15 protein-coding genes are annotated in these 20422 nt (G+C 61.7%); 6 read left to right on the top strand and 9 right to left on the bottom strand.

Annotated features, from left to right (window positions below):
- The first annotated feature begins 63 nt into the window (after window positions 1-63).
- Window positions 64-534: a methylated DNA-protein cysteine methyltransferase gene (locus VHD36_01965; protein HVU86056.1), complete on the top strand. Its 471-nt coding sequence runs from the start codon at window positions 64-66 to the stop codon at window positions 532-534.
- A 45-nt stretch (window positions 535-579) separates the two neighbouring features.
- Here the strand turns inward: VHD36_01965 and VHD36_01970 are convergent, their stop codons facing one another.
- Complete coding sequence (locus tag VHD36_01970; protein HVU86057.1) at window positions 580-1872, bottom strand: PQQ-dependent sugar dehydrogenase; 1293 nt, start codon at window positions 1870-1872, stop codon at window positions 580-582.
- A 402-nt stretch (window positions 1873-2274) separates the two neighbouring features.
- On the opposite strand from VHD36_01970, the gene VHD36_01975 reads away from it, so the two are divergent.
- Window positions 2275-2679, top strand: a complete 405-nt coding sequence (locus tag VHD36_01975) for a bifunctional nuclease family protein (protein ID HVU86058.1) — start codon at window positions 2275-2277, stop codon at window positions 2677-2679.
- A 134-nt stretch (window positions 2680-2813) separates the two neighbouring features.
- On the opposite strand, the gene VHD36_01980 is transcribed toward VHD36_01975, so the two are convergent.
- The 3 genes from VHD36_01980 to VHD36_01990 all read right to left on the bottom strand — a co-directional run bounded on the left by VHD36_01980 (window position 2814) and on the right by VHD36_01990 (window position 7458).
- On the bottom strand, window positions 2814-4613 hold the full coding sequence (locus tag VHD36_01980) for an aspartate kinase (protein HVU86059.1): 1800 nt from the start codon (window positions 4611-4613) through the stop codon (window positions 2814-2816).
- A gap of 134 nt (window positions 4614-4747) precedes the next feature.
- Window positions 4748-5959 carry a cofactor-independent phosphoglycerate mutase gene (locus VHD36_01985; protein ID HVU86060.1) on the bottom strand — a complete coding sequence of 404 codons (1212 nt, stop codon included), beginning with the start codon at window positions 5957-5959 and terminating at the stop codon, window positions 4748-4750.
- Between the two features lie 200 nt (window positions 5960-6159).
- Window positions 6160-7458: a homoserine dehydrogenase gene (locus tag VHD36_01990; protein HVU86061.1), complete on the bottom strand. Its 1299-nt coding sequence runs from the start codon at window positions 7456-7458 to the stop codon at window positions 6160-6162.
- A gap of 113 nt (window positions 7459-7571) precedes the next feature.
- On the opposite strand from VHD36_01990, the gene VHD36_01995 reads away from it, so the two are divergent.
- Window positions 7572-8600: an archaemetzincin gene (locus tag VHD36_01995; protein HVU86062.1), complete on the top strand. Its 1029-nt coding sequence runs from the start codon at window positions 7572-7574 to the stop codon at window positions 8598-8600.
- A 143-nt stretch (window positions 8601-8743) separates the two neighbouring features.
- Window positions 8744-9802, top strand: a complete 1059-nt coding sequence (locus VHD36_02000; protein HVU86063.1) for a M42 family metallopeptidase — start codon at window positions 8744-8746, stop codon at window positions 9800-9802.
- A 24-nt stretch (window positions 9803-9826) separates the two neighbouring features.
- Here the strand turns inward: VHD36_02000 and VHD36_02005 are convergent, their stop codons facing one another.
- Together VHD36_02005 and VHD36_02010 are read right to left on the bottom strand one after the other, a co-directional pair.
- Window positions 9827-10411 carry a hypothetical protein gene (locus VHD36_02005; GenBank protein HVU86064.1) on the bottom strand — a complete coding sequence of 195 codons (585 nt, stop codon included), beginning with the start codon at window positions 10409-10411 and terminating at the stop codon, window positions 9827-9829.
- A gap of 96 nt (window positions 10412-10507) precedes the next feature.
- Window positions 10508-11752 (bottom strand): NAD(P)/FAD-dependent oxidoreductase, encoded by a 1245-nt coding sequence (locus tag VHD36_02010; GenBank protein ID HVU86065.1) that lies wholly within the window; start codon window positions 11750-11752, stop codon window positions 10508-10510.
- A gap of 184 nt (window positions 11753-11936) precedes the next feature.
- On the opposite strand from VHD36_02010, the gene VHD36_02015 reads away from it, so the two are divergent.
- Both VHD36_02015 and VHD36_02020 read left to right on the top strand, forming a co-directional pair.
- Complete coding sequence (locus VHD36_02015; GenBank protein HVU86066.1) at window positions 11937-12527, top strand: hypothetical protein; 591 nt, start codon at window positions 11937-11939, stop codon at window positions 12525-12527.
- A 509-nt stretch (window positions 12528-13036) separates the two neighbouring features.
- Window positions 13037-14746 carry a tetratricopeptide repeat protein gene (locus tag VHD36_02020; protein HVU86067.1) on the top strand — a complete coding sequence of 570 codons (1710 nt, stop codon included), beginning with the start codon at window positions 13037-13039 and terminating at the stop codon, window positions 14744-14746.
- 52 nt (window positions 14747-14798) lie between these two features.
- Here VHD36_02020 and VHD36_02025 read toward each other — a convergent pair whose 3' ends face one another.
- The 3 genes from VHD36_02025 to VHD36_02035 all read right to left on the bottom strand — a co-directional run bounded on the left by VHD36_02025 (window position 14799) and on the right by VHD36_02035 (window position 20379).
- Window positions 14799-17051 (bottom strand): hypothetical protein, encoded by a 2253-nt coding sequence (locus tag VHD36_02025; protein HVU86068.1) that lies wholly within the window; start codon window positions 17049-17051, stop codon window positions 14799-14801.
- A 35-nt stretch (window positions 17052-17086) separates the two neighbouring features.
- The gene (locus VHD36_02030) at window positions 17087-19342 is read right to left on the bottom strand and encodes a WD40 repeat domain-containing protein (protein ID HVU86069.1); all 2256 of its coding nucleotides are present in this window, start codon (window positions 19340-19342) and stop codon (window positions 17087-17089) included.
- Window positions 19343-19458: 116 nt separating this feature from the next.
- Window positions 19459-20379 (bottom strand): PEP-CTERM sorting domain-containing protein, encoded by a 921-nt coding sequence (locus VHD36_02035; protein HVU86070.1) that lies wholly within the window; start codon window positions 20377-20379, stop codon window positions 19459-19461.
- Window positions 20380-20422 lie beyond the last annotated feature (43 nt).

Below are 20422 nucleotides of genomic sequence, written 5' to 3' on the forward strand. Positions count from 1 at the left end.
TGAGCGATGAGCGAGTTCATTGTCAGGGTCACCACACCTACAAGGTTCCGCAGGAGGTCCCCTATGCCCAAGCGCAAAACCTGGCGTGAAAAGTTGGCTGACGACAAGGGGCTTCCCAAAACGGGGCGCATCACGGGACGCATGACAAAACGCTGGGGGACCGGCACGATGGTCGTGCCGGCTCCGCGCGAGGTTGACGCGATCATGCGCACGATCCGCCGCGGCAGGCTGATCACGATCAGCGAAATCCGTGCGTGCCTCGCCAAAGCGCACAAAGTCTCGATGGCTTGCCCGATCACGACGGGCATCTTCGCCTGGATCGCGGCGCACGCCGCCGAAGAGGCGGCCGACGCCGGACAGAAGCGCATCACGCCCTACTGGCGCACGCTGAAAACCGGCGGCGAGCTGAACGCCAAATACCCCGGCGGCCTGGCCGCCTTGCGGCAGCACCTGGAAGCCGAAGGGCACAAGATCGTTACCCGCGGCAAACGGTTGTTCGTCGCCGACTACGAGAAGCGACTCGCCAAGGTATAGTCGTGTGCTCTTGCCGGCGACGTCTGCATCCTACTTGCTCAGCGCTTACTTTCCGCCGGCGGCTGCCGTGGCTTCGCCGCCGCGCTCGAAGCGATAGATTCCCTGGCCGGAGAGCGAGTACGTCGTGAAGTAGACGTCTCCTTCCTCGTCCTCGCCGAAGCTCATGATCGGCAGCTTTTGCGGGAAAGCGATCTCCTGGTTGGCCGTCACGCGCTTCGAATCGGGGTCGTAGCGCAGGGCCCATATCTTGGCCGTCACATAGTCGGCGTACAGGTAGGCGCCTTCCAATTCCGGGAGCCGCTTGCCGCGATAGACGGCCCCGCCCGTGATCGACTTACCGACGTCGTGGTGATACTCCCAGATCGGGTCGATAGCGCCCTTCGGGGCTTCGGCCACGGCCGGCGCGGTAGCCCCCTTCTTGATGAACGGATGCTTGCCTTCGCGGATGTTCCAGCCGTAGTTGCCGCCACGGGTGATGAGGTCGATTTCTTCCCAAACGTCCTGGCCGACGTCGCCGGCCCACAGCGTGCCCGTCTTGCGATCGAACGCCATGCGCCACACGTTGCGCAGACCATAGGCCCAAATTTCGGGCCGGGCATCAGCTTTGTCGACGAAAGGATTGTCCTTGGGAATCGCGTAGTTCTTGTCGCCGTCCTTGTGGTCGATGTCGATGCGCAGAATCTTGCCCAGGATCGTCGACAGCTTCTGACCGTTGCCCATCGGGTCGTTGGCCGCGCCGCCGTCGCCGAGTGCGATATACAGGTGCCCATCCGGTCCGAAGGCGATCGTACCACCATCGTGATTCCAGAACGGCTTCTTGATGTCGAGCAGGATTTCTTCGCTGCCGGGATCGGCTCGGTTCGGATCGTCCTTGCTCACCCGGTAGCTGGCCACGATGTTGCGATGCGGCGTGGTCGTGTTGGTGTAATAGACGAAGAAGCGGCCATTGTCTTTGTACTTGGGATGAAAGGCGAGTCCCAACAGTCCCTCCTCGTCGGTCTTGTCGTTGTAAGAGACCTTCGAGGTGATATCGAGAAAAATCTTGGTCTGCTCGGCGTTCTGATCGTTGGCAAAAACGTAGATTTTTCCGCGCTGCTCGGGCACGAAGACCCGGTTCGTGCCGTCGCCGGCATGCGTCACCGTGATGGGGCGGATGGGGATCAGGATGCCACTATCGCTCTCGGCGCTCCAGCCCTCCCACGCAAGCTTCGGAAAGGCCACGGCCGGTTGCAGCGTCAGCGGCGTGGTGGTCACATCATCCGCCGCGAGCGCGTCGTCGGCAAAGATCAGCAAAACCGTCAGGAATGCGGCGAGCGGCTGAAAACGGTTGGCACGCATAGTTGTCCCTTCATGTGTCGAGTCAGTGCGATAAGCTCAACATTGTAACCAGCGGCTCGCCGCCGCACATTCCCTCGGTTTTCGCGTCGTGGAGTTATGTATCGAGAAGCCCCCTCTCCCTTCGGGCCTTCGGGAGAGGGGCAGGGTGAGGGCATTCAGGGGCGAATCCGATTTGCCGCTCCCTCACCCCGGCCCTCTCCCGAAGGGAGAGGGAGTTTGCGGTGCGCGGATTGACGCCGGCCACGACTGACGATTGTCAGCGAAATGCGTTCGCTGGCAATTCTCAAAACCTGGCGGCTAGCTCGCCGTCGTACCTCGACGATATAATCAACATTGCTGCCGGCAAGCGTCTCTGCTTGCCACGTTCCGTGCCGCTCGTCTCGAAGGTGGTGGAGTTCGTCTATGCCAGTGCAGATGGAATTGTCGCGGATCATCATCAGCGAGATCAACGAGCAGCAGGTGATCTACTTGAAGGAGGTCGACGGCGATCGCTCGTTCCCCATCCTGATCGGCATCTTCGAGGCTACGAGCATCGATCGGCGAGTGAAGGGACACGGCTCGCCACGCCCGCTCACGCATGACTTGCTGGTGCGCGTCACCGAGCACCTGGGCGCCGAGTTCCAAAGCGTGGTGATCAGCGAGCTCAAGGACCATACCTACTACGCCAAGCTACAGATCAAGCACGAAGGCGAAACGATCGAGGTGGACGCCCGCCCCTCGGACGCGATCGCCGTGGCGGTAACCTGCGATCCGCCGCTCCCGATCTACGTCTCGGAAGAAGTGCTGAACGACGTGCTGGGGGAGTAGCGGGCAGTAGGCAGCCGGCAGATGGCAGCGAAAAGAGGGCAAGCGATACCTTCTTTATTACTGCCCACTCCCCACTGCCCTCTGCCCTCTTCCCTCTTCCCTCTTCCCTCTGCCCTCTGCCTACTGCCTGCTAATTAAACGCGTGCATCCGCGAACGCCTGCTTCAGGCATTCCAGGCCTTTCTGACCTGCCGCTCCGTCGACGACAACGTTCACGCGAACTTCGCTCGTGTTGATCATTTCGACGTTGATCCCGGCTTGCGACAGCGAGCGGAACATGCGGATCGCGACGTCGGTATGACTGCGCATGCCGATGCCCGACACCGACAGCTTGGCCACGCGCGGCGAGCTGGTGACCGGCCCGCAGCCCAGTTTCGTGGCTGTTTCGCGGCTGACCTTGAGCGCCTTGTCCAAGTGCGACTGCGGCACGGTGAAGCTGAGGTTCGCATGCCCGGCGCGCCCCAGGCTTTGCACGATCATATCGACGAAGATATTGCCGGCTGCGATCCGCTCGAATACTTCCGCCGCCAGGCCCGGCTGATCCGGAAGACCGCTGATCGTCACCCGGGCTTGCGACTCGTCGAGCTGGATGTCGTCGATGGTCAGGTCTTCCATTCCCTGCAACCGGGCAACAATTTTCCCCTTCAGCGTTGCCACGATGTCGTCGGCCGTGCTTGCGCGGGCCGGCTCGGCATGGCCGCCATTGGCATCGGTCGCTTGTGGAGGCCTATCCAACTCGAACGCCCGGTGTACGGCCCGCAGCGCCGTCGTTCCCTGGTCGCGGCTCACCAGCACCGAGATTTTGATTTCGCTGGTGGTGATCATCAGGATGTTGACCTGCGCGTCGGCCAGAGCGCGGAACATACGTTCGGCGACGCCGGTTTGGGTCGCCATGCCGACGCCGACGACCGAAATCTTCGACACGCTGTCGTCCTGACTGAACCCCTCGGCCGACAGCTCGGCCGCCACGGCCTCGACGGCGCGCAGCGTCGTGGGCAGCTCGTCCTTCGGCACGGTAAACGAAATATCGGCTTTCGCCTCGGCCCCCACGTTCTGCACGATCATGTCGACCGAAACGTTCTTGGCGGCGATCTTCGAGAAGAGTGCCAGGCTGGTGCCGGGCTTATCCGGCACGCCCAGGAGCGTGACCCGCGCCTCGTTCTTGACGAGCGACGCACCGCTGACCGCTTGCCCGACGGCCTCGGGGCGCTCGGTGATCATCGAGCCTGGCTGGTCGCTGAAGCTGCTGCGCACATGGATCGGCACGGAGAACTTCTTCGCGAATTCGATCGACCGGCTGTGCATGACGCCGGCGCCCAGGCTGGCCAGCTCGAGCATTTCGTCATAGCTGACCTGCTTCATGCGCCGCGCCTCGGGCAGTTGTCGCGGATCGGTCGTGTAGACGCCATCGACGTCGGTGTAGATCTCGCACGAATTGGCCTCGAGCACCGCGGCCAGCGCCACGGCCGTGGTATCGCTGCCGCCGCGGCCCAGCGTCGTGATGTTGCCGTCCTCGTCGATGCCTTGGAACCCGGCCGCGATGACGATCTTGCCATCGTCGAGCGCCTGCCGCATGCGATCGGTCGAGATCGAGTGAATCCGCGCCTTGGTGTGCGTGCGGTCGGTGCGGATGCCGATCTGGGCCCCGGTGAAGCTAATGGCCTGGCATCCCAGCGACTCGATGGCCATGGCCATCAAGGCCACGCTCACCTGCTCGCCGGTCGATAGGAGCATGTCCATCTCGCGCGCCGGCGGATGATCCATGATCTCGTGGGCCAGGTCGACCAGGATGTCGGTGTTGTGCCCCATGGCGCTGACAACCATCACGACGCGATTGCCGTCGGCCTGGGCGCGAACGGCCTTGCGCGCGGCGGCCAGAATCTTTTGACTGTCGGCGACGCTGGTGCCGCCGAATTTTTGCACGATCAGTGGCATGATGTCTCGTTACGTTGGGCGAGCGACGGTTGTCTGGTCACGAAACGCTCCGCAAGCGGAGCGGTTAAATACTTTGGTAGGGTGCTCTGCGAGCACCATGTCTTTCGTCGTTGCTGTGGTGCACACAGTGCACCCTACGAGTTCGTCCCCTCCAGGAAGTAGCGCATCAACTTCCAGCCGGGATCGAACGATAGGCTCGACTTTGCCGCGGTCGTCTCGCTATACGTGGCTAGCCCGTCAGGATTCACATTCGTTCCGGCGATGGTCCACGGCACGGCGCCGTGGCTGTGCGTCTTGGTGCGGATTGGCGTGGGATGGTCGGGCGTCACGAGGATCCGGTAATCGCCGTGCTTCTTAAGCGCCGCGTGCAGCGGCCCGACGATGTGCCGGTCGATCTCTTCCAGGGCCTTGATTTTCTCTTCGGCGCGCCCTTCGTGCGAGGCTTCGTCCGTGGCCTCGACGTGTACGCAGATAATGTCGGTCGTGGGAATCGCGTCGATGGCGTAGCGTCCCTTGGCCGCGTAGTCGGTGTCGAGATAGCCGGTGGCGCCGGGTACTTCGATCCGCTTCCAGCCGACCAGCGCCGCCAGTCCGCGCAGCAGGTCCACGGCCGTGATCATGGCGCCGCTGTGACCGTACGCTTCCTGAAACGGCGTTAGCGCCGGCATGCGTCCCTGGCCCCACAGCCAGATATTCGTGGCCGGCAGCTTGCCCGCCTTGCGCCGCGCGACATTCACCGGATGGTCGGCAAAGAGCGCCACGCTGTCGTGCATGAGTTGATTCAGCACGTCGCTGCCGGGACCGCGCGGGTAATCATCCAGCACGCTCTTATCCGTGAGATCATGCGGCGGGGTCGCCCGCGTGTCGTTGCCGAATGGGGCCGGTTTTCCCGCGCCGCGATAGACGAGCAAATTTCGATAGCTGACGCCGGGAAAGAACTTCAGACGATCGCCGCCGAGCTTTTCCTGCGCGGTCGCCAAGAGCGACGTCGCTTCTTCGGTCGAGATATGGCCGGCCGTGAAGTCGCGCATCGTCTGGTCTTCGACCGTGACCAGGTTACAGCGGATGGCCCAGTCGTCCGCCCCCAGCTCGATGCCCTGCGCCGCCGCTTCCAACGGCGCGCGGCCGGTGAAATACGCGAGCGGGTCGTAACCGAACAAGCTCAGGTTGGCCACGTCCGATCCCGGTGGCAGCGAAGCCGGCACATGGCTCGCGCGGCCCACGACCCCCGCGGCGGCGATCGCATCCATGTGTGGCACGTGGGCCGCTTCGAGTGGCGTGCGGCCGCCGAGCGATTCCTGCGGCTCGTCGGCACAGCCATCCGGTATGACGATCGCGTATTTCATGGTTCACACTTCAACTCGTCAAAATCTCCCCTCCCTGTCAGGGAGGGGTCGGGGGAGGGTAACGCGTTCCGCCACAACCGGCGTTCGCATGGCTGAGCGACTCAGCGTGCTATTCAACCCTATTCGTTATGTTTCGTTTCTCCCCTCACCCTGTCCTCTCCCGGAGGGAGAGGGGTTTTTTGATCCTCATAAACGGTAAACTAATCCCGCACTCGCATTCTGACGCTGCCCGGTCGGACGGCCGGCAGGCGATCGATTTCTTCCTTGGCCACGCGCGTCGCCCCTTCGCTGGCGTGGTGGGTCATGATCACCAGCGGCACGACGTCGCGCTCCGCTTCGGTCGCTTCGTGCTGAATGACCGAGGCGATCGAAATCCCCTGCCGCCCCAGCACGCCGGTGATTTCGGACATCACGCCCGGCCGATCGGCGACCTGAAAGCGCATATAGAAGCGGCCGCCGGTGCGATCGTGCTCGCGCGGGGTGACCAGCGCCTCGCGCTGCGACCACAGTTCCAGCGTGCGGAAGGTGATGGCCGTGCGGCCGACGACCGTGTCGATCAAATCCGCGACCACGGCCGAGGCCGTGGGCATTTGCCCCGCGCCCAAACCGTGGAAGAACACCCGGCCCACGGCGTCGCCCACGACCGAAATTGCGTTGTAGGCGCTGCGCACCTCGGCCAGCGGCGTACCGCAGCGCACCAAGGTCGGCGAGACGTGCAGTTCCAGATCGCCGTTCACAAGCTCGGCCACGGCCAACAGCTTGATCCGATAGCCGAGCTCCTTGGCATACATCATGTCGGCGATGTCGAGCGTGTCGATGCCCGAGCGTGGGATGTCGCGCCAGTGGACCCGCGCGCCAAAGGCCAGGTGGGCGAGGATGGCGAGCTTCTGCGCCGTGTCGGTCCCGTCGACGTCCATTGTCGGATCGGCCTCGGCATAGCCGCGCCGCTGGGCCGCGGCCAACGCCTCGGCGTACGAAATGCCTTGCTCCTCCATCTGCGTCAGCACGAAGTTGCTGGTGCCGTTCAGGATGGCGTTCAGTGAAAGAATCTGATTCGCCGACAGGCATTGGCTGATGGCGGCGATGATCGGAATGCCGCCGGCCACCGAGGCCTCGAAGGCGATCGAACGTCCCAGCTCGCGGGCCCGATCGAACAGTTCGGGCCCATGCTCGGCCAAAAGCGCCTTGTTGGCGGTCACCACGTCCTTGCCGCTTTCGAGCAGAGCCAGCATGATCGAACGCGCCGGCTCGAGCCCGCCCAGCAGATGGGCCACGGCCACGATCTCGGGGTCGCTCGTGATCCGCTTCAAATCGGCCGAGATGAGGCCGGCCGGAAGGTCGCAATCGCGCGGCTTGGTGACGTCGCGCACCACGACTTGCTCGAGCCACAAGACCCGCCCGGCATGCCGGCCCGTGCGGTCGCCGTAGTCCAGAAGCAGCTTCGCGACCCCGGAGCCGACGGTCCCTAATCCGACAATGGCGACTTTGGTTTTCTCCATCGGTCGAATTCGGGCAGTTAAGGGTGGTGCGGACGCGGGGGGAATCCACAATCGTAAGTTGCGCCGGCGAGGGTCGTCAAGGCAGGCAAAACCGCCGCTAAGGCGATAAACTTATGATCATGGACAGCACATCAAGTGCATCAGGACGCCGGTGGTACCAGCTGCGCTTCGGTAATCGCTTCTGGACTCTGGCGGGCGCCGTTTTACTCTTGGCCGCGGGCGCCTATGGCGCCGTTCGCTGGCATGTCGAAAGCTCTTTGGCAGCTGACGCCCCGGAACACCGCTCGAACGCGGCGCAGGTCTCCACCGCCGAGCGCGAACGCCTTTCGGAAGGAGCGCGACGGATTCTGCCGTTACAGGTCGCAAAGCGAATTCCGGACAAAAATGACTGGCTCGCGCGCCACGGTACCAAAGGACAAACTTTCGATGAATATCTGGCCACGAATCCGAACCGGCCGAATGAAATTCGCACCACGCTCTATGTGGCGAATGTCGGCCAGATGACCGCTGCCCAACAAAGGGTTGTCGATAAGACGCGCGAGTTGTTGGGAATTTTCTTCGGTGTTCAGGCCTTATCGCTCTCCGACATTCCGCTCGATACGGTGCCAGCGGACTATCGCCGAGTGCGTTCAGAGAGCAGGTCAGATGACCAGATTCTCACGAACTACATCCTGGAAGATATCCTCGCGCCGCGACGGCCGAAAAATGCCGTGGCCGTGCTTGGGCTGACCGCTGTAGATCTGTACCCCGGCGATGAGTGGAATTACGTCTTTGGCCAGGCCAGCTTTGACGCCCGAGTCGGCATCCATTCCTTTCATCGTTACGGCGATCCCGATGCCGGTCCCGCAGAGTTTCAGGTGTGCCTGCTACGAACGCTTAAGGTGGCATTGCACGAAAGCGGCCACATGTTCGGCTTGGAGCATTGCAGAGTTTACGAGTGTGGCATGAATGGCTCGAACCACACCGAAGAGCTCGACGGCAACGCCCTGGGCTTCTGCGTCGATTGCGAGCAAAAGCTGTGGTGGGCGTGCCACCTGCCGATTTTCGAGCGCTATCAGAAACTTCGAGAGTTCGCTGAAAGAAACGACCTCGTCGAAGCGGAGAGAATCTGGCGGGCTCATGTGCGGGCGTGCGAGCACTGAATCATGGAGAACGGCACGCGGCGGCAGTCAATCTTTTCAAAGCAAATAACAAACGCGATAATCCGGCTGCGGAATCGGTACTGCGCATCATGCGCGGCCGGCCGCCCTGCACCCAGAACCGCTATTCACGGAAGGCCAGACGGATGGACGCCGCACCGCTCGAATTCTTCAAGAAAATCCTCGAAACCCCCAGCCCCTCGGGCTTTGAGCAACCGGTTCAAGAGCTTGTCCGCAGCTACCTCGCGGAGTTTGCCGACAAGATCACGACCGACCTGCACGGCAACGTCATCGCCGTGAAAAATCCCGACGCCAAGGTCCGGCTGATGTTCGCCGGGCATTGCGACCAGATCGGCATGCTCGTGCAGCACATCGACGCCGAAGGATTTATCTACGCCCAAACCATTGGCGGCTGGGACCCGCAAGTCTTGATCGGCCAGCCGATGACGGTCTGGACCGCCAGCGGCCCGGTGCCGGCCATCATCGCCCGCAAGGCCATCCACTTGCTCACCGACGAAGAGCGCAAGCAAGTCGTGAAGCTCAAGGACCTGTGGATCGACATCGGGGCCAAAGACAAGGAAGACGCTGCCAAGCTGGTCCGCATTGGCGATCCGGTCACCATGCAGCTCGGCCTGCGGCCGATGCAGAACGATTGCGCCTTTGCCACGGCGATGGACGACAAGTCGGGATTATGGGTGGTGGTCGAGGCGTTTCGCCGCGCCACGATGCGCAAGCTCGACATCGGGCTGTACTGCGCTTCGACCGTGCAGGAAGAAATCGGCCTGCGCGGTGCCCAGACGGCCAGCTACGCGATCGATTCGCAGATCGGCATCGCCGTCGACGTCACGCACGCCACCGACTGCCCAACGGTTGATAAGAAGCAGGAAGGGGACGTGCGCTTGGGCGGCGGTCCGGTGATCTACCGCGGGCCAAACATGAACCCACGCGTCGTCGACCGGCTGGTCGAGGTGGCCGAGAAGGGGGCCGTGCCGTACCAGATGGCCGCCAGCGGCCGCGCGACCGGCACCGACGCCAACGTGATGCAAGTCAGCCGCGCCGGCATGGCGACGGGCCTGGTGAGCATCCCGAACCGCTACATGCACAGCCCGGTCGAAATGATCTCGCTGACGGATATCGACCACACGGCCAACCTACTGGCCGGCTTTGCGCTGAGTTTGAAATCGACGGATGATTTCACGCCGTGACAAAAACTTGTGTTTCGGGAACGTCTAGATATCTTCGGAGCCACTGGGAAGGTTCGCGCTTTCGCCATTACACTTTTCCCGCGAACGAGCCGCGATCTTTGCCTCAATCGCGGCTTTTCGGGTCGCAAGCTCCTCGCTTATGATCGCGCACTCGAGCCCCTCACAATTTGCTCCGATAAATGTTTCCCACGCGGCTAGCGCGTCGAGCAGGTGATCTCCGATCCCGTCGAGCCGTTGCGCATTGGAACCACACTGCGCTGAAAGGACCGTGCGAGCGCCTTGCATTTTTGGAGCCTGCATCTCCGGAATATCCTTGGTAATAATCGAGCACATCTCCGAAACATCGAGACGTAGCGTTTGGACTTCCGACCAGACCGTTAGTAACCCCCGACAAGCTTGGCGTGACTGGGGAACCCACTTTTGATTCGCACGCCGCTCGGCGTCCTCAACAGCGGATCTCTGTGAAATCATGTAAGCGCAAACGAAGAGCAAAATGTCAAGCAGAAACTGCGCAAGCGGCGGCATTTGCTCGCTCGGATGCCGGTAAAAATAATACAGTGGGCCGAAGATGATGAGCGCCGTTACAATTACGAGACCGGGTTTCCGCATTTGTCGATCCCTAAATGGCGAAACAGTGAATAGCGGTGTCGTTCCGCATCCTGCTCATGCTCGCAGCTGAGCGACCACATTTTCGAATTGTTATATTTATACACTCAACCCCGCCAGCCAGCCGGTGCTGAAGGCGGCTTGGAAGTTGTAGCCGCCGATCGGGCCGTCGAGGTCGAGGACTTCGCCGGCCAGGTGCAAGCCGGGCACGATCTTGCTTTCGAGCGTGCGCGAATCGACTTCCGCCAGCGGGATGCCGCCGGCGGTGACTTCGGCTTTCAAGAAGCCGCGCGTGCCGTTGATCGCGATCACGGTCTGCTTGAGCGCGCGGACGAGCGTCGCACGTTCGGTCTTGCTCATCTCGCCCGCCTTTTTCTCAGCCGCCAGGCCGGCCGCGCGCAGCAGGCTTTCGGCCAGCCGGCGCGGTAAGAGTTCTGGCACGAGCGACAAGAGTTGCTTTTTGCCCGACGCGGCGGCCGCGGCGCGAAGCTCTTCTTCGAGCGCGACGGCCGAGACATTCGGCAGAAAATCGCATTCCATGCGCAGCAACTGCGGCCGCGCGTGCGCCGTGACCACGCGGCTGATATCGAGCGCTACGGGGCCGGAAAGCCCAAAGTGCGTGAACAGGAGCGACCCGCGGCGACTGTCGAGGACGCGGGCCTTGGCATTCTCGATCTCGGGATCAATCACGCGCAAGCCGGTATCGGGGATCGTGACGCCGGTCAGCTCTTGCACCCAGGGAGTCGAAATCGTGACGGGCACCAGGGCCGGGCGCGGCGGAACGAGCCCATGCCCCAAGTGCGTGGCAAAGCGGTAGCCATCGCCCGTCGTGCCGCACCCCGGGTACGACTGGCCGCCCGTGGTGATCACGAGTTTCTTGGTGAGGAGCGTGCGTTTTGAAGTCGCGAGGTCAAAGCCGTCGACGGTGTGCTGAACGTCGGAGAGCGCTTCGCCGAGCGCCAGTTCGCAATCGGTGCGCCGCAATCGGGCCAGGAACGCACCCAGCACGTCGAGGGCCCGATCGCTCGCGGGAAAAATTTTGCCGGTATCGGGCTCGATCTTCGTGGCCACGCCTTCGGCCTCGACCAGTGCCACCAGATCGGCGGGCGAGAGAGCCGCGAGCGCCGAATGCAGAAACCGGCCCGGCGGCCCGTAGGCCGTGACGATGCCGCGGGCGTCGGTCGCATGGGTGAGATTGCAGCGCGTGCCGCCGGAGATGAGGATCTTCACGCCCGGCTTGCGGTTCTTTTCCAGAAGCAACGTGCGCCGTCCGCGCGAGGCGGCGCGTTCCGCCGCCACCAATCCGGCGGCTCCCGCCCCGACGACAACCACATCCCAATGCATACTCAGCCTGCGCTCGCGCGACGATTTCCAGCGATTCGGCGGAATCCCTGAAAACTGTAGCTGGCCACCGCGAGGCCGGGAAGGAGCGCCGTCGTGGCACTTGCAATGCGCGGTGCGCAGACGGATAACTTTGAGTAGTTGCTCGTATCGCGCCCCGGCACATTTTGTTGGTAGGAGAAAGATCATGCGCAAGGTCCGTCTTTTCGCAACCACGCTGGCAGTTCTTTCCCTGGCGGCTTTTTCCGTGGCACGATCGAGGGCCGCCGACAATACAAAGCCCGACGGTGCGGCCGCCCCCAGCCCGCAGGCGGTCGTTTACGATGCGAATTCGGCGTTTGAATTCCTGAAGACGCTCACCGGCGAATGGGAGCGGACGGGGGATGAGCATGATCACGGCGGTCATTCGCAGAAGACCTCGTTTCGACCGACGGCGGCCGGCAGCGCCGTGATGGAGACGATCTTCGAGGGCGAGCCGATGGAAATGATCAGCATCTACCACATGGACGGCGACGAGTTGCTGCTGACGCACTACTGCGCCCTGCAGAACGCGCCGATCCTGAAGTTCGTGAAAAGCGACAAGCCGGGCGAGATCAAGTTCGCCTTCCACGGCGGAACGAACTTCGATCCCAAGACGGACGCCCACGTTCACGAAGGGGTCATGCAGATCAAAGACGCCAACACCCTCGAGTTGTCGTTCGTGGGCTATTCCGACGGCAAGCCCGGCGAGCGGCCGCACGGTATCCTGAAGCGTAAGCCGGCCAAGGCAGCGCACTAAGCGGCCCGGGCCCCACGCCTACACGATTTCGCTCCTGCCGGGCTCGACGTCATCCGTTGAGTCGATGGCCGATGGCACCTGCATGACGTTGGTTGCCCTGGGCTGACGTGTTGCACACATACGGCGTGCGAGGACAAGCTGTTACCACATGAATGACGGAAACACCTCGCGCCCTTTGTGAGCGTTACCTCCCTGTTCAAATTGACAAACCACCCAACTGCGCAGCTAATGATCTGCGGCTTGCGACACTCGCAGGCGCGATCTAGCGCCCGCGCCGCCGGCTTGGTTTCGCTCTTCGGCCGAACTAGAATGCCATGCTTTGGACTGCCGGCCGTGGGCCTTGGCGTTGCCGTGCGGGCGGCATTTTTTCGGCGGATTTCCACGCGACGCCAATGGCACGAAGACCGAAAAGCAGGGCGAGCGAGTCGAAGCCGACCAAAGCCGCGAGAGGCTCACAGTCGGACGCCGGCCACATTGCCGCCGGCAACGCGCGTTCGCCCGAGATTGCGGTGAGAAGGTGGCGCGGGCTTGGTCCTTGCGCCCTCGTGGTCGGAGCGATCGTGATTGTCTATGGGCAGGTCGTGTCGTTCGACTTCGCGCCGATCGACGACAGCCATCTCGTCACCTCGAATCCGCTTTATCAGCCGGTTTCGCTCGAACACTTGTGGCAGCCGTGGGCCGAACCCGTACTACACTTGTACATGCCCGTGACGTACACGTTTTATGCGCTCGAGGCCGCGATTTCCCAACAGCAGAGCAGGGACGGGCAGTACACGTTCCATCCCGCGGTGTTTCATGCCGGCAATCTATTGCTGCACTGCCTGAACGCATGCCTGGTGCTGCTGATAGCCCGCTGGCTTACCGAGCATGGTGTCGCGGCGCTATTGGCGGCGCTGTTCTTTGCGCTTCATCCGCTGCAGGCTGAAGCCGTCGCCTGGATCTCGGAGACGAAGGGCATCCTGTGCAATTTCTTCTGCCTGACGGGACTCGCAATACTGATCTACCGCCAGCGATTTCTGCAAGCGAGGCCGCCGGCTGCCTGGGTGGCGTATGCCGCCATGAACGTGGCATTTCTCTTCGGGCTGCTGGCCAAGCCCGCGGCCATCGCGGTGATACCGATCGCGTGGCTGATTGCCGTGGGATTCTTGCAACGATCCGCAGTGAGGTCGGCTCTCGAACTTGCGCCTAGCGCCACCGTGGCAGTGCTGATTTCTGTCGTCGCCAAGCGCGCGCAAGGTGATGAGCTGCTGTGGTTTATTCCGCCTGCGAACATGCGCCCCTTGATCGCCGGCGACACGATCGCGTTCTATCTCGTCAAACTGGTGTGTCCGCTGGGACTGACCGTCGACTATGCGCGAACGCCCGAGGCTGTCTTGCAGACCCGGTGGATCTGGTTGGCGTGGATCGTCCCGGTGTTTCTGGCCGGCGCGCTCGCGCTACTGCCGCACCGCCGGTTGTGGTTGACGGCGCTCGCGATATTCATCGTGGGAGTCGCTCCGGTCAGTGGCCTGGTGTCGTTCGTGTTCCAAGCGTTTTCGACGGTGAGCGATCGCTATGTTTATCTTTCGATGCTGGGCCCCAGCCTGGCGATCGCCTGGTTTTTTACGCTATACGCTCAGCCACGATGGATCGCGGCCTGCGGCGTGCTGCTGGCCGGGCTGGCCCTCTTGAGCGCGCAACAAACGAGCACTTGGAAAAGCGCCACGTCGTTGTTTGCCCAAGCGGCTGCCACCCAACACGCCGGGTATTTGACCGAGAGCAGCCAGGGCAATTGGTTTGCGGACGCCGGCAATACGGAAGAAGCCGTCGAACACCTCTCGCGAGCCGCGGAGATACAACCGAAATCGTTCAGCGTTCGGCATAAGCTCGGCGCCGTTTTTCTAAACGCCGGGCATCCGAGCGAGGCAATCCCATACTTTCAGGAAGTCGTGCGATTGAAGCCTGATTACGCCGAAGGGCACAACGACCTGGGCGTGGCCTTGGGGAAGGCAAATCGGCCGCAAGAAGCCACTGCGGCATTCCAGGAAGCCATTCGGCTTAAGCCCAACGACATCGATTTCCATACTCATCTGATGATCGCCTGCGCCCAGGCCAAGCGGCGCGAAGAGGCCATCCGCGCGGCCGAAGGAGCCATCGAACTGGCGCGCGCGCAGAAGCAACCGCAAATGGCCGCGAAGGTCGAGGCCTGGCTACGCAATTATCGCGCTAGCCCACCGTGATGATGGGACTGGCGGACCGTCCAAATAAAATCGTCTCCCACGGACAACCAGGCTAATTACCTTGAGGCGCTGGCAGCCCGGGCTCGCGGTGAAAATCCCACAATAGCACCGCGCCGAGGCCGCTCGTGGCCATGGTCGAACCATCGGGACTGAAGGCGATCGAATTGATGAAGCATTGCGGTGCGACAACGGTCTCCAGGACCTTACCCTCGGGCACGCTGATGAGCTGAATCCGTGGCTGTGGTACCTCGTCAGCTTCCCAATCGTCGCCGGGGGGATAGATCTGCGATTCCACGGCTAGCCATTTGCCGGAGGGGTGAAAGACCGCCTTGCCGGCTCGCGCTCCTGGCGGCACATCGACCGCCTGCCACGTGCCTCGCGCGATATCAACTAAGAGGAAACTCTCCCGAGCTTCCTTTTCGGCGAAATTGTTGTAGGCGTTTGCGGCGACGAACTGGCCGTCGGGCGAGGCGATCATGTAACCAAGTCTCTGTGTTCCTTCGGGAGACGCGATCGACAGCACCTCGCGCCCCGTAGCTACGTCCCATACCTTGAGCTCTTCGGTCACACTTAGAAAATCCTTTTTCGACTTCATCTGGCCGACGCTGCCGACAAGCACGCGGTCGCCCAGGGCAAACGTGCGAGCGTCGCACTGGTCCACCTTGTCGACGATCGTTCGCACTGGTTTCCAGTCGGGCGCGGCGAACAGTTTGATCGAGGCCGACAAAGGTTCATCGTCGTTTGGCTCCATGTCGATGGCCGCCAGGCGACTGTCTGATGAAAAACACTCAGGCACGCAGTTCCCTACCTGCACCTGTCGATAAGTTCCGCTCTCGGTGTTCCACAAGGTCAGGGCACGCGGTCGGCTGGATTCGAACTCCCCGGGCGTCTCGTCAAGCGACAATATGTGCTGGCCGTCAGGCGACAGGTTGATGCTGCGAATGCCATTGGCGGGCTTAGTCTGATAGGTGCGGAGCAAGCTCCCGGACTCCGTGTCCCAAGCGCGAATCGTCGCGCTGTACTCGACCTGCATGAGACGCTTGCCATCGCGCTCGATGGTCGTGTAATTGCCGTGCGGCTCCTGCCAAGCGTAGACTTTCTTCCAGTCGGGCGAGGGCAGGAAATAATCAGTCCTCGCGCGCCCTCCTTCTCCGGCATCGATGCTCGTAATGCGTCGGCCGCTGGCCACGTCCCAGACGTTAATGATTCCCTGATCGTAGGTGCCCGCCATCAGACGTTTGCCGTCGGGCGAGTAGTTGATGCCGCTGATGATCGTGCCTGGCCCACTATGTTCGAGCTTGCCCACCAGTCGCGGCGAAACGGACTCGAGCTTTAGCGGCGCCGGACGCGGCACGACTTGCACGTCGTGTGTCGATGATGCCACAAACGCACCGGGCCAGCTCTCCAGCGATACCACGGCCTGCGCCACGCCCACGCCCGCCTTCTCAGGCACGACGATATCACCGTACAGATTCACGCCGCAGCAGCGCTCGTGCAATTCATAGGTCTCGACGATGCGCGGCCGGCCATCGGCCGCGGCCGGATAAGTGATTTGCAGCTGAGGCGAAATCGTGGGTGGAACCACCTTCTCATAAGCCACGTGGGCGGTCGCACCGGCGCCTAATCCTGGCGTCCCAACGGAGAGTATGATTTCCTCCTTGCGGCCGATACGCAGCGGATCGGGCGAGCCAAAGAACGAGATTCGCCACGGTCCGCCGAAATGCACGATCGGCGCATCGGCCGGCCGCGCGGCAAACTGCAACAAGCCCTGGTCGTCCCAAGATCCGGCCGAATGCGGCACGCGACCGCCTAAGCCCGATCCCTGCTGCCCGGGCATGGCGACCTCGATATAGACATTGCAGCCACGGAAGCGCGGATTCTCGGCGAGCGTTCGGTCAAGTTCGGGAAACTGATCGCGCAAATGATCGAGCGAGTTCCATCCGACTGACAGACCTTTATGCACGCCAGATTTGTCCGGAATATCGCCGGCCTTGAAATAGAATTCTTCGAGTTTCGGATCACTCGATTTCTCGTCCGCTTCGATCCGCTCGCCCGGCTCGGTCAGATCGCCGTTGCCGTTGCGGTCGACGAACAGAACCGGCCCGTCGTGGACGAGCCATACGCGTTTGCGCGCCTCGGGCCCAAAGACGAGCAAGCAGTAGCGCTGCTCTTTCGAGTTGAATTCCGGCAGCTTGCCGATCTTGCGCTCGATCTTGTCGAGTTCGACCGCATGGGCAACACCGGCCAGGTAAAGCGCCACGCAAAGCCATAACGCCAAGCAGAGAACGTGAAACGCCTGTCGCATAGGGGCCTCTTATCTACGTCGCTATTTGAGAGTGGTTATTTATCAGAACTGTCGATCGACGGCTCGGGTGGCCGGTGGAAATCCCACAACAACACCGAACCTGGGCCGCTTGTGGCCAGCATCGTCCCATCGGGGCTGAACGCCATGGAACCCAGGAAGCATTGTGGCGCCACGAGCGTCTCCAAGGCTTCGCCCTCGGGCATGCTCATTAGCACGATGCGCGGCTGTGGAAGATCTTCGACCTTGGGATCGCGCCGTATTTGGTCTTTGGGGATTACTTGCCTCGACGTGGCGAAATAGCGGCCGCTCGGGTGAAACACGGGCACGCGCAGGAAACCTTCCGTGGGCTCGTCGATCATCTTCCAGGTCTTGTTCGCGATGTCGACCAGCACGAGACGTTCCTTGCCGGCGTGGTCGATCGTCCAGGTTGAAACCAAAAGATGCCGGCCATCAGGTGAAAGAGCGGACGAGACGAACGCCTCGCCTTTGTTCCGCGCCGCGATCGACAGCAGTTCCTTGCCCGACTTTACGTCCCACAGCTTCAAAAAGCTGTGGGCGTTCTCGTAGTCGTGTGGCTTTTCCAGGACCCTCAGCGCCCCGACCAGGATTTCGCCACCAGCGACAAAAGTGAGAGCACGCGCATCGGTGAGTTTGCCGGCGAAAGGAATTTTCACGATGCTGTTCCACTGTGGCGCGGTGAACACTTCGATGGCGCCATCGAAGCCGCTCTCTTTGTCGTCCTCAACCGGCGTGGTGACCGCCACCATCCGGCTGTCCGCGGAAACGCACCACGGCATCGCGTTTCCTTTTCTTACCTCGCGGTACGTATCGGTCTTTTCATCCCACAAGCACAAGTCGCGTGGACGGTGCAACTCGAACTCACCCGGCATTTCGTCCATGGACACGAAGTATTTGCCGTTCGGCGCCAAGACCATGTAGCGGATGCCGTGTGGCGGGTCGGTCTGAAACGTGCGCAACAAGCTGCCAGAATCCAAGCTCCACGAGCGGATCATGCTGCTGTATTCGACGCTGTTGAGAACCTTGTCGTCGCGCTCGACCTTGGTGAACACACCGTGCGTTTCATGCCAGGCAAAGAGCTTCGACCAGTCGGCCGTAGGAATGAAGAATTCGTCCGTCGAGCGATAGCCTTTTCCGGCGTCGAGCGAGAATAGCCTTTGTCCCGAGGCGAGGTCCCACACGTTGACGATGCCGCCCGGGTAGTCGCCGGCCAGCAGGCGTTTGCCATCGGGCGAGAAGTGAATGCCCGTGATTTCGTGCTGCGGATTGCCGTTTTCGAGCTTGCTCACCAATCGCGACGAAACCGGATACAGCTTGGGGCCCTTCTTGGGAGGCAAAACCTTGAATTCGTGCGACGAGGGAGCGACGACCACGCCCGGCCAGCTCTCGAGCGAGATGTCGACCTTGGCCGTGCCGGTACCGACGTCCTCGGGCACGGCCACATCGCCGTACAAATTCACGGTGCAGCAGCGGCGCGCGAGCTCATAGACTTTCTTGATCGGCTCGGCGCCCGCCGACAATGGTGGAAACGCGACCTCGGCTTTGGGAATGAGCGCTTCGGGGATCACCTTGTTGTAGGCAATGGCGGCGGTCGATCCTGGCCCGAGGCCGGGCGTGCCTACGACCAGATCCAGATCCTTGTTGCGTCCCACGCGCCAGGTTTCCGGCGAACTTGACAGCGTCACCTGCCAGGGACCGCCGAAATGGATGATCGGTGCATCGGCCGGCCGGTCGGCAAATTGCAACAGGCCATGGGCGTCGCGGTTCCATGCCCGATGCGGCACGCGCCCACCCAGCCCCTCACCGCGCAAATTCGGCAGGTCGACGTCGATGAACACCAGGCAGGAGCGGAAGCGCGGATTCTTCTCGAGCGCCGCGCGAATCTCTTCGTCCGTGTCACGCAAGTGATCGAGCTTCGCTCGGCCGACTTGCAGGTTTTTGTGAACGACGTCCCCATCGGAAATATCACCCGCCGAGAAATGAAACGTTTCTTCCTCGGCATCGCTCGATTTCGGGTCCGCCTCGATTCGTTCGCCTGGCTCGGTCAAGTCGCCATTGCCGTTGCGATCGACGTACAAGAGCGGGCCATCCTGGACGATCCACACCCGGGTGCGCGCCTCGGGACCGAACACGAGCAGGCAGTAGCCTTGCTCCCTGGCCGTGAACGTGGGGAGCTTTTGAATCGCGCGCTCGATCTTATCGAGCTCGACGGCTCGCACTAGTGAGGCGAGACAGAAAAACGCGACGCAAGCCCTGCAAATCGTGATTCGCATTGCCGCCCTCTCGTTCTGAACTACGTTCCGTCCATCGGCCTCCTCATCTTAGGTGGGTCGTCGCGAGAATACGAGGGTTTTTTGCGCCCGTGCCCCCCCGTTCACCCATTGCATTACTAGCGCGAGGCGGATGCCGCGCGGCGCCGCCGGCGTTTGAGGAATAACGCCGTGCTAGCGCCGATCATTGCAATGACCAACGTCGATGGCTCGGGTACGGGCGAACTGAGAGCGTACAGTGGAAGTTGAGTCTCGGAGGTGGTGTTTACTGATATCCAGGCTGAGTTGCTCTGATTCGAGTCGCCATATACTACGTTCGTATCACCGAGCGCATTACCGGTTTCGAGACCACCGAGCATCGTCGAACCCGTGAAGACATATGATGTTTCGGCGTTGCCGAACTGATTGTATTGTGCTGGATTCGTAATAGTGCCGTTGTATATGCCGGTGGCGGCATCGGCCAGCAACTGGCCCTGCGTGTTATATACCGCGACACCGTTGTCAGGGGCGTTGACGATCGCGTCCACAGTGCTGGTCGAGCCGACAACGTGCCACGTAAGATCATGCTGCGTCGTGAGCGCGGCAAGCACGGGGCTGAGGTTTGCTTCCGCAGTGACGAAGCTGTTGTACGTGTTAATGTCGGCGCTTGTTGCCGTCGTCGTATCGAGTGTGACAAATAGAATCTCGTATGGCGTTCCCGCAGGAACGTCCGGGAGGATGACAGTCGCAGGTACGACCGCCGGCAGAAGCAATGGGAGAATTACCACAGAGGCGAGTAGTACAGGCTTGGGCATGGAGTAGGCTCCGAAAGTTGTCGACAATTGTCGATGATGGTTAGTGTTGAACGAGAGAATCATGCGCAGGACATGGATAGCCGCGAGGCGGAGAATCGCTGTGTGCGCAAGACTGGCTGCGATTGACGTGGCAGCAGCCAAGACAAGACGAGACAATACGGACGTGTACATGAAGATCTCCTCAAAGGCTGGAATGAAGTAGCGGCGGCGGGTAAAGCCCGCCGCAACGTCGCGGCGACGGATCAAACCGCGGTCAACCGACTGGCTTACCGCGGGAGACAAGAGGCGT

It is taken from the genome of Pirellulales bacterium, from assembly GCA_035546535.1.
In the GTDB taxonomy this organism is placed as follows: Bacteria; Planctomycetota; Planctomycetia; order Pirellulales; family JACPPG01; genus JACPPG01.

Coding starts and splice junctions, on each gene's coding strand:
- VHD36_01990 (HVU86061.1), bottom strand. CDS start 7,458: ATGGAGAAAACCAAAGTCGCCATTGTCGGATTAGGGACCGTCGGCTCC.
- VHD36_01985 (HVU86060.1), bottom strand. CDS start 5,959: ATGAAATACGCGATCGTCATACCGGATGGCTGTGCCGACGAGCCGCAG.
- VHD36_02010 (HVU86065.1), bottom strand. CDS start 11,752: ATGCATTGGGATGTGGTTGTCGTCGGGGCGGGAGCCGCCGGATTGGTG.
- VHD36_02030 (HVU86069.1), bottom strand. CDS start 19,342: ATGCGAATCACGATTTGCAGGGCTTGCGTCGCGTTTTTCTGTCTCGCC.
- VHD36_02005 (HVU86064.1), bottom strand. CDS start 10,411: ATGCGGAAACCCGGTCTCGTAATTGTAACGGCGCTCATCATCTTCGGC.
- VHD36_02025 (HVU86068.1), bottom strand. CDS start 17,051: ATGCGACAGGCGTTTCACGTTCTCTGCTTGGCGTTATGGCTTTGCGTG.
- VHD36_01980 (HVU86059.1), bottom strand. CDS start 4,613: ATGCCACTGATCGTGCAAAAATTCGGCGGCACCAGCGTCGCCGACAGT.
- VHD36_01975 (HVU86058.1), top strand. CDS start 2,275: ATGCCAGTGCAGATGGAATTGTCGCGGATCATCATCAGCGAGATCAAC.
- VHD36_02015 (HVU86066.1), top strand. CDS start 11,937: ATGCGCAAGGTCCGTCTTTTCGCAACCACGCTGGCAGTTCTTTCCCTG.
- VHD36_01965 (HVU86056.1), top strand. CDS start 64: ATGCCCAAGCGCAAAACCTGGCGTGAAAAGTTGGCTGACGACAAGGGG.
- VHD36_02000 (HVU86063.1), top strand. CDS start 8,744: ATGGACGCCGCACCGCTCGAATTCTTCAAGAAAATCCTCGAAACCCCC.
- VHD36_01995 (HVU86062.1), top strand. CDS start 7,572: ATGATCATGGACAGCACATCAAGTGCATCAGGACGCCGGTGGTACCAG.
- VHD36_01970 (HVU86057.1), bottom strand. CDS start 1,872: ATGCGTGCCAACCGTTTTCAGCCGCTCGCCGCATTCCTGACGGTTTTG.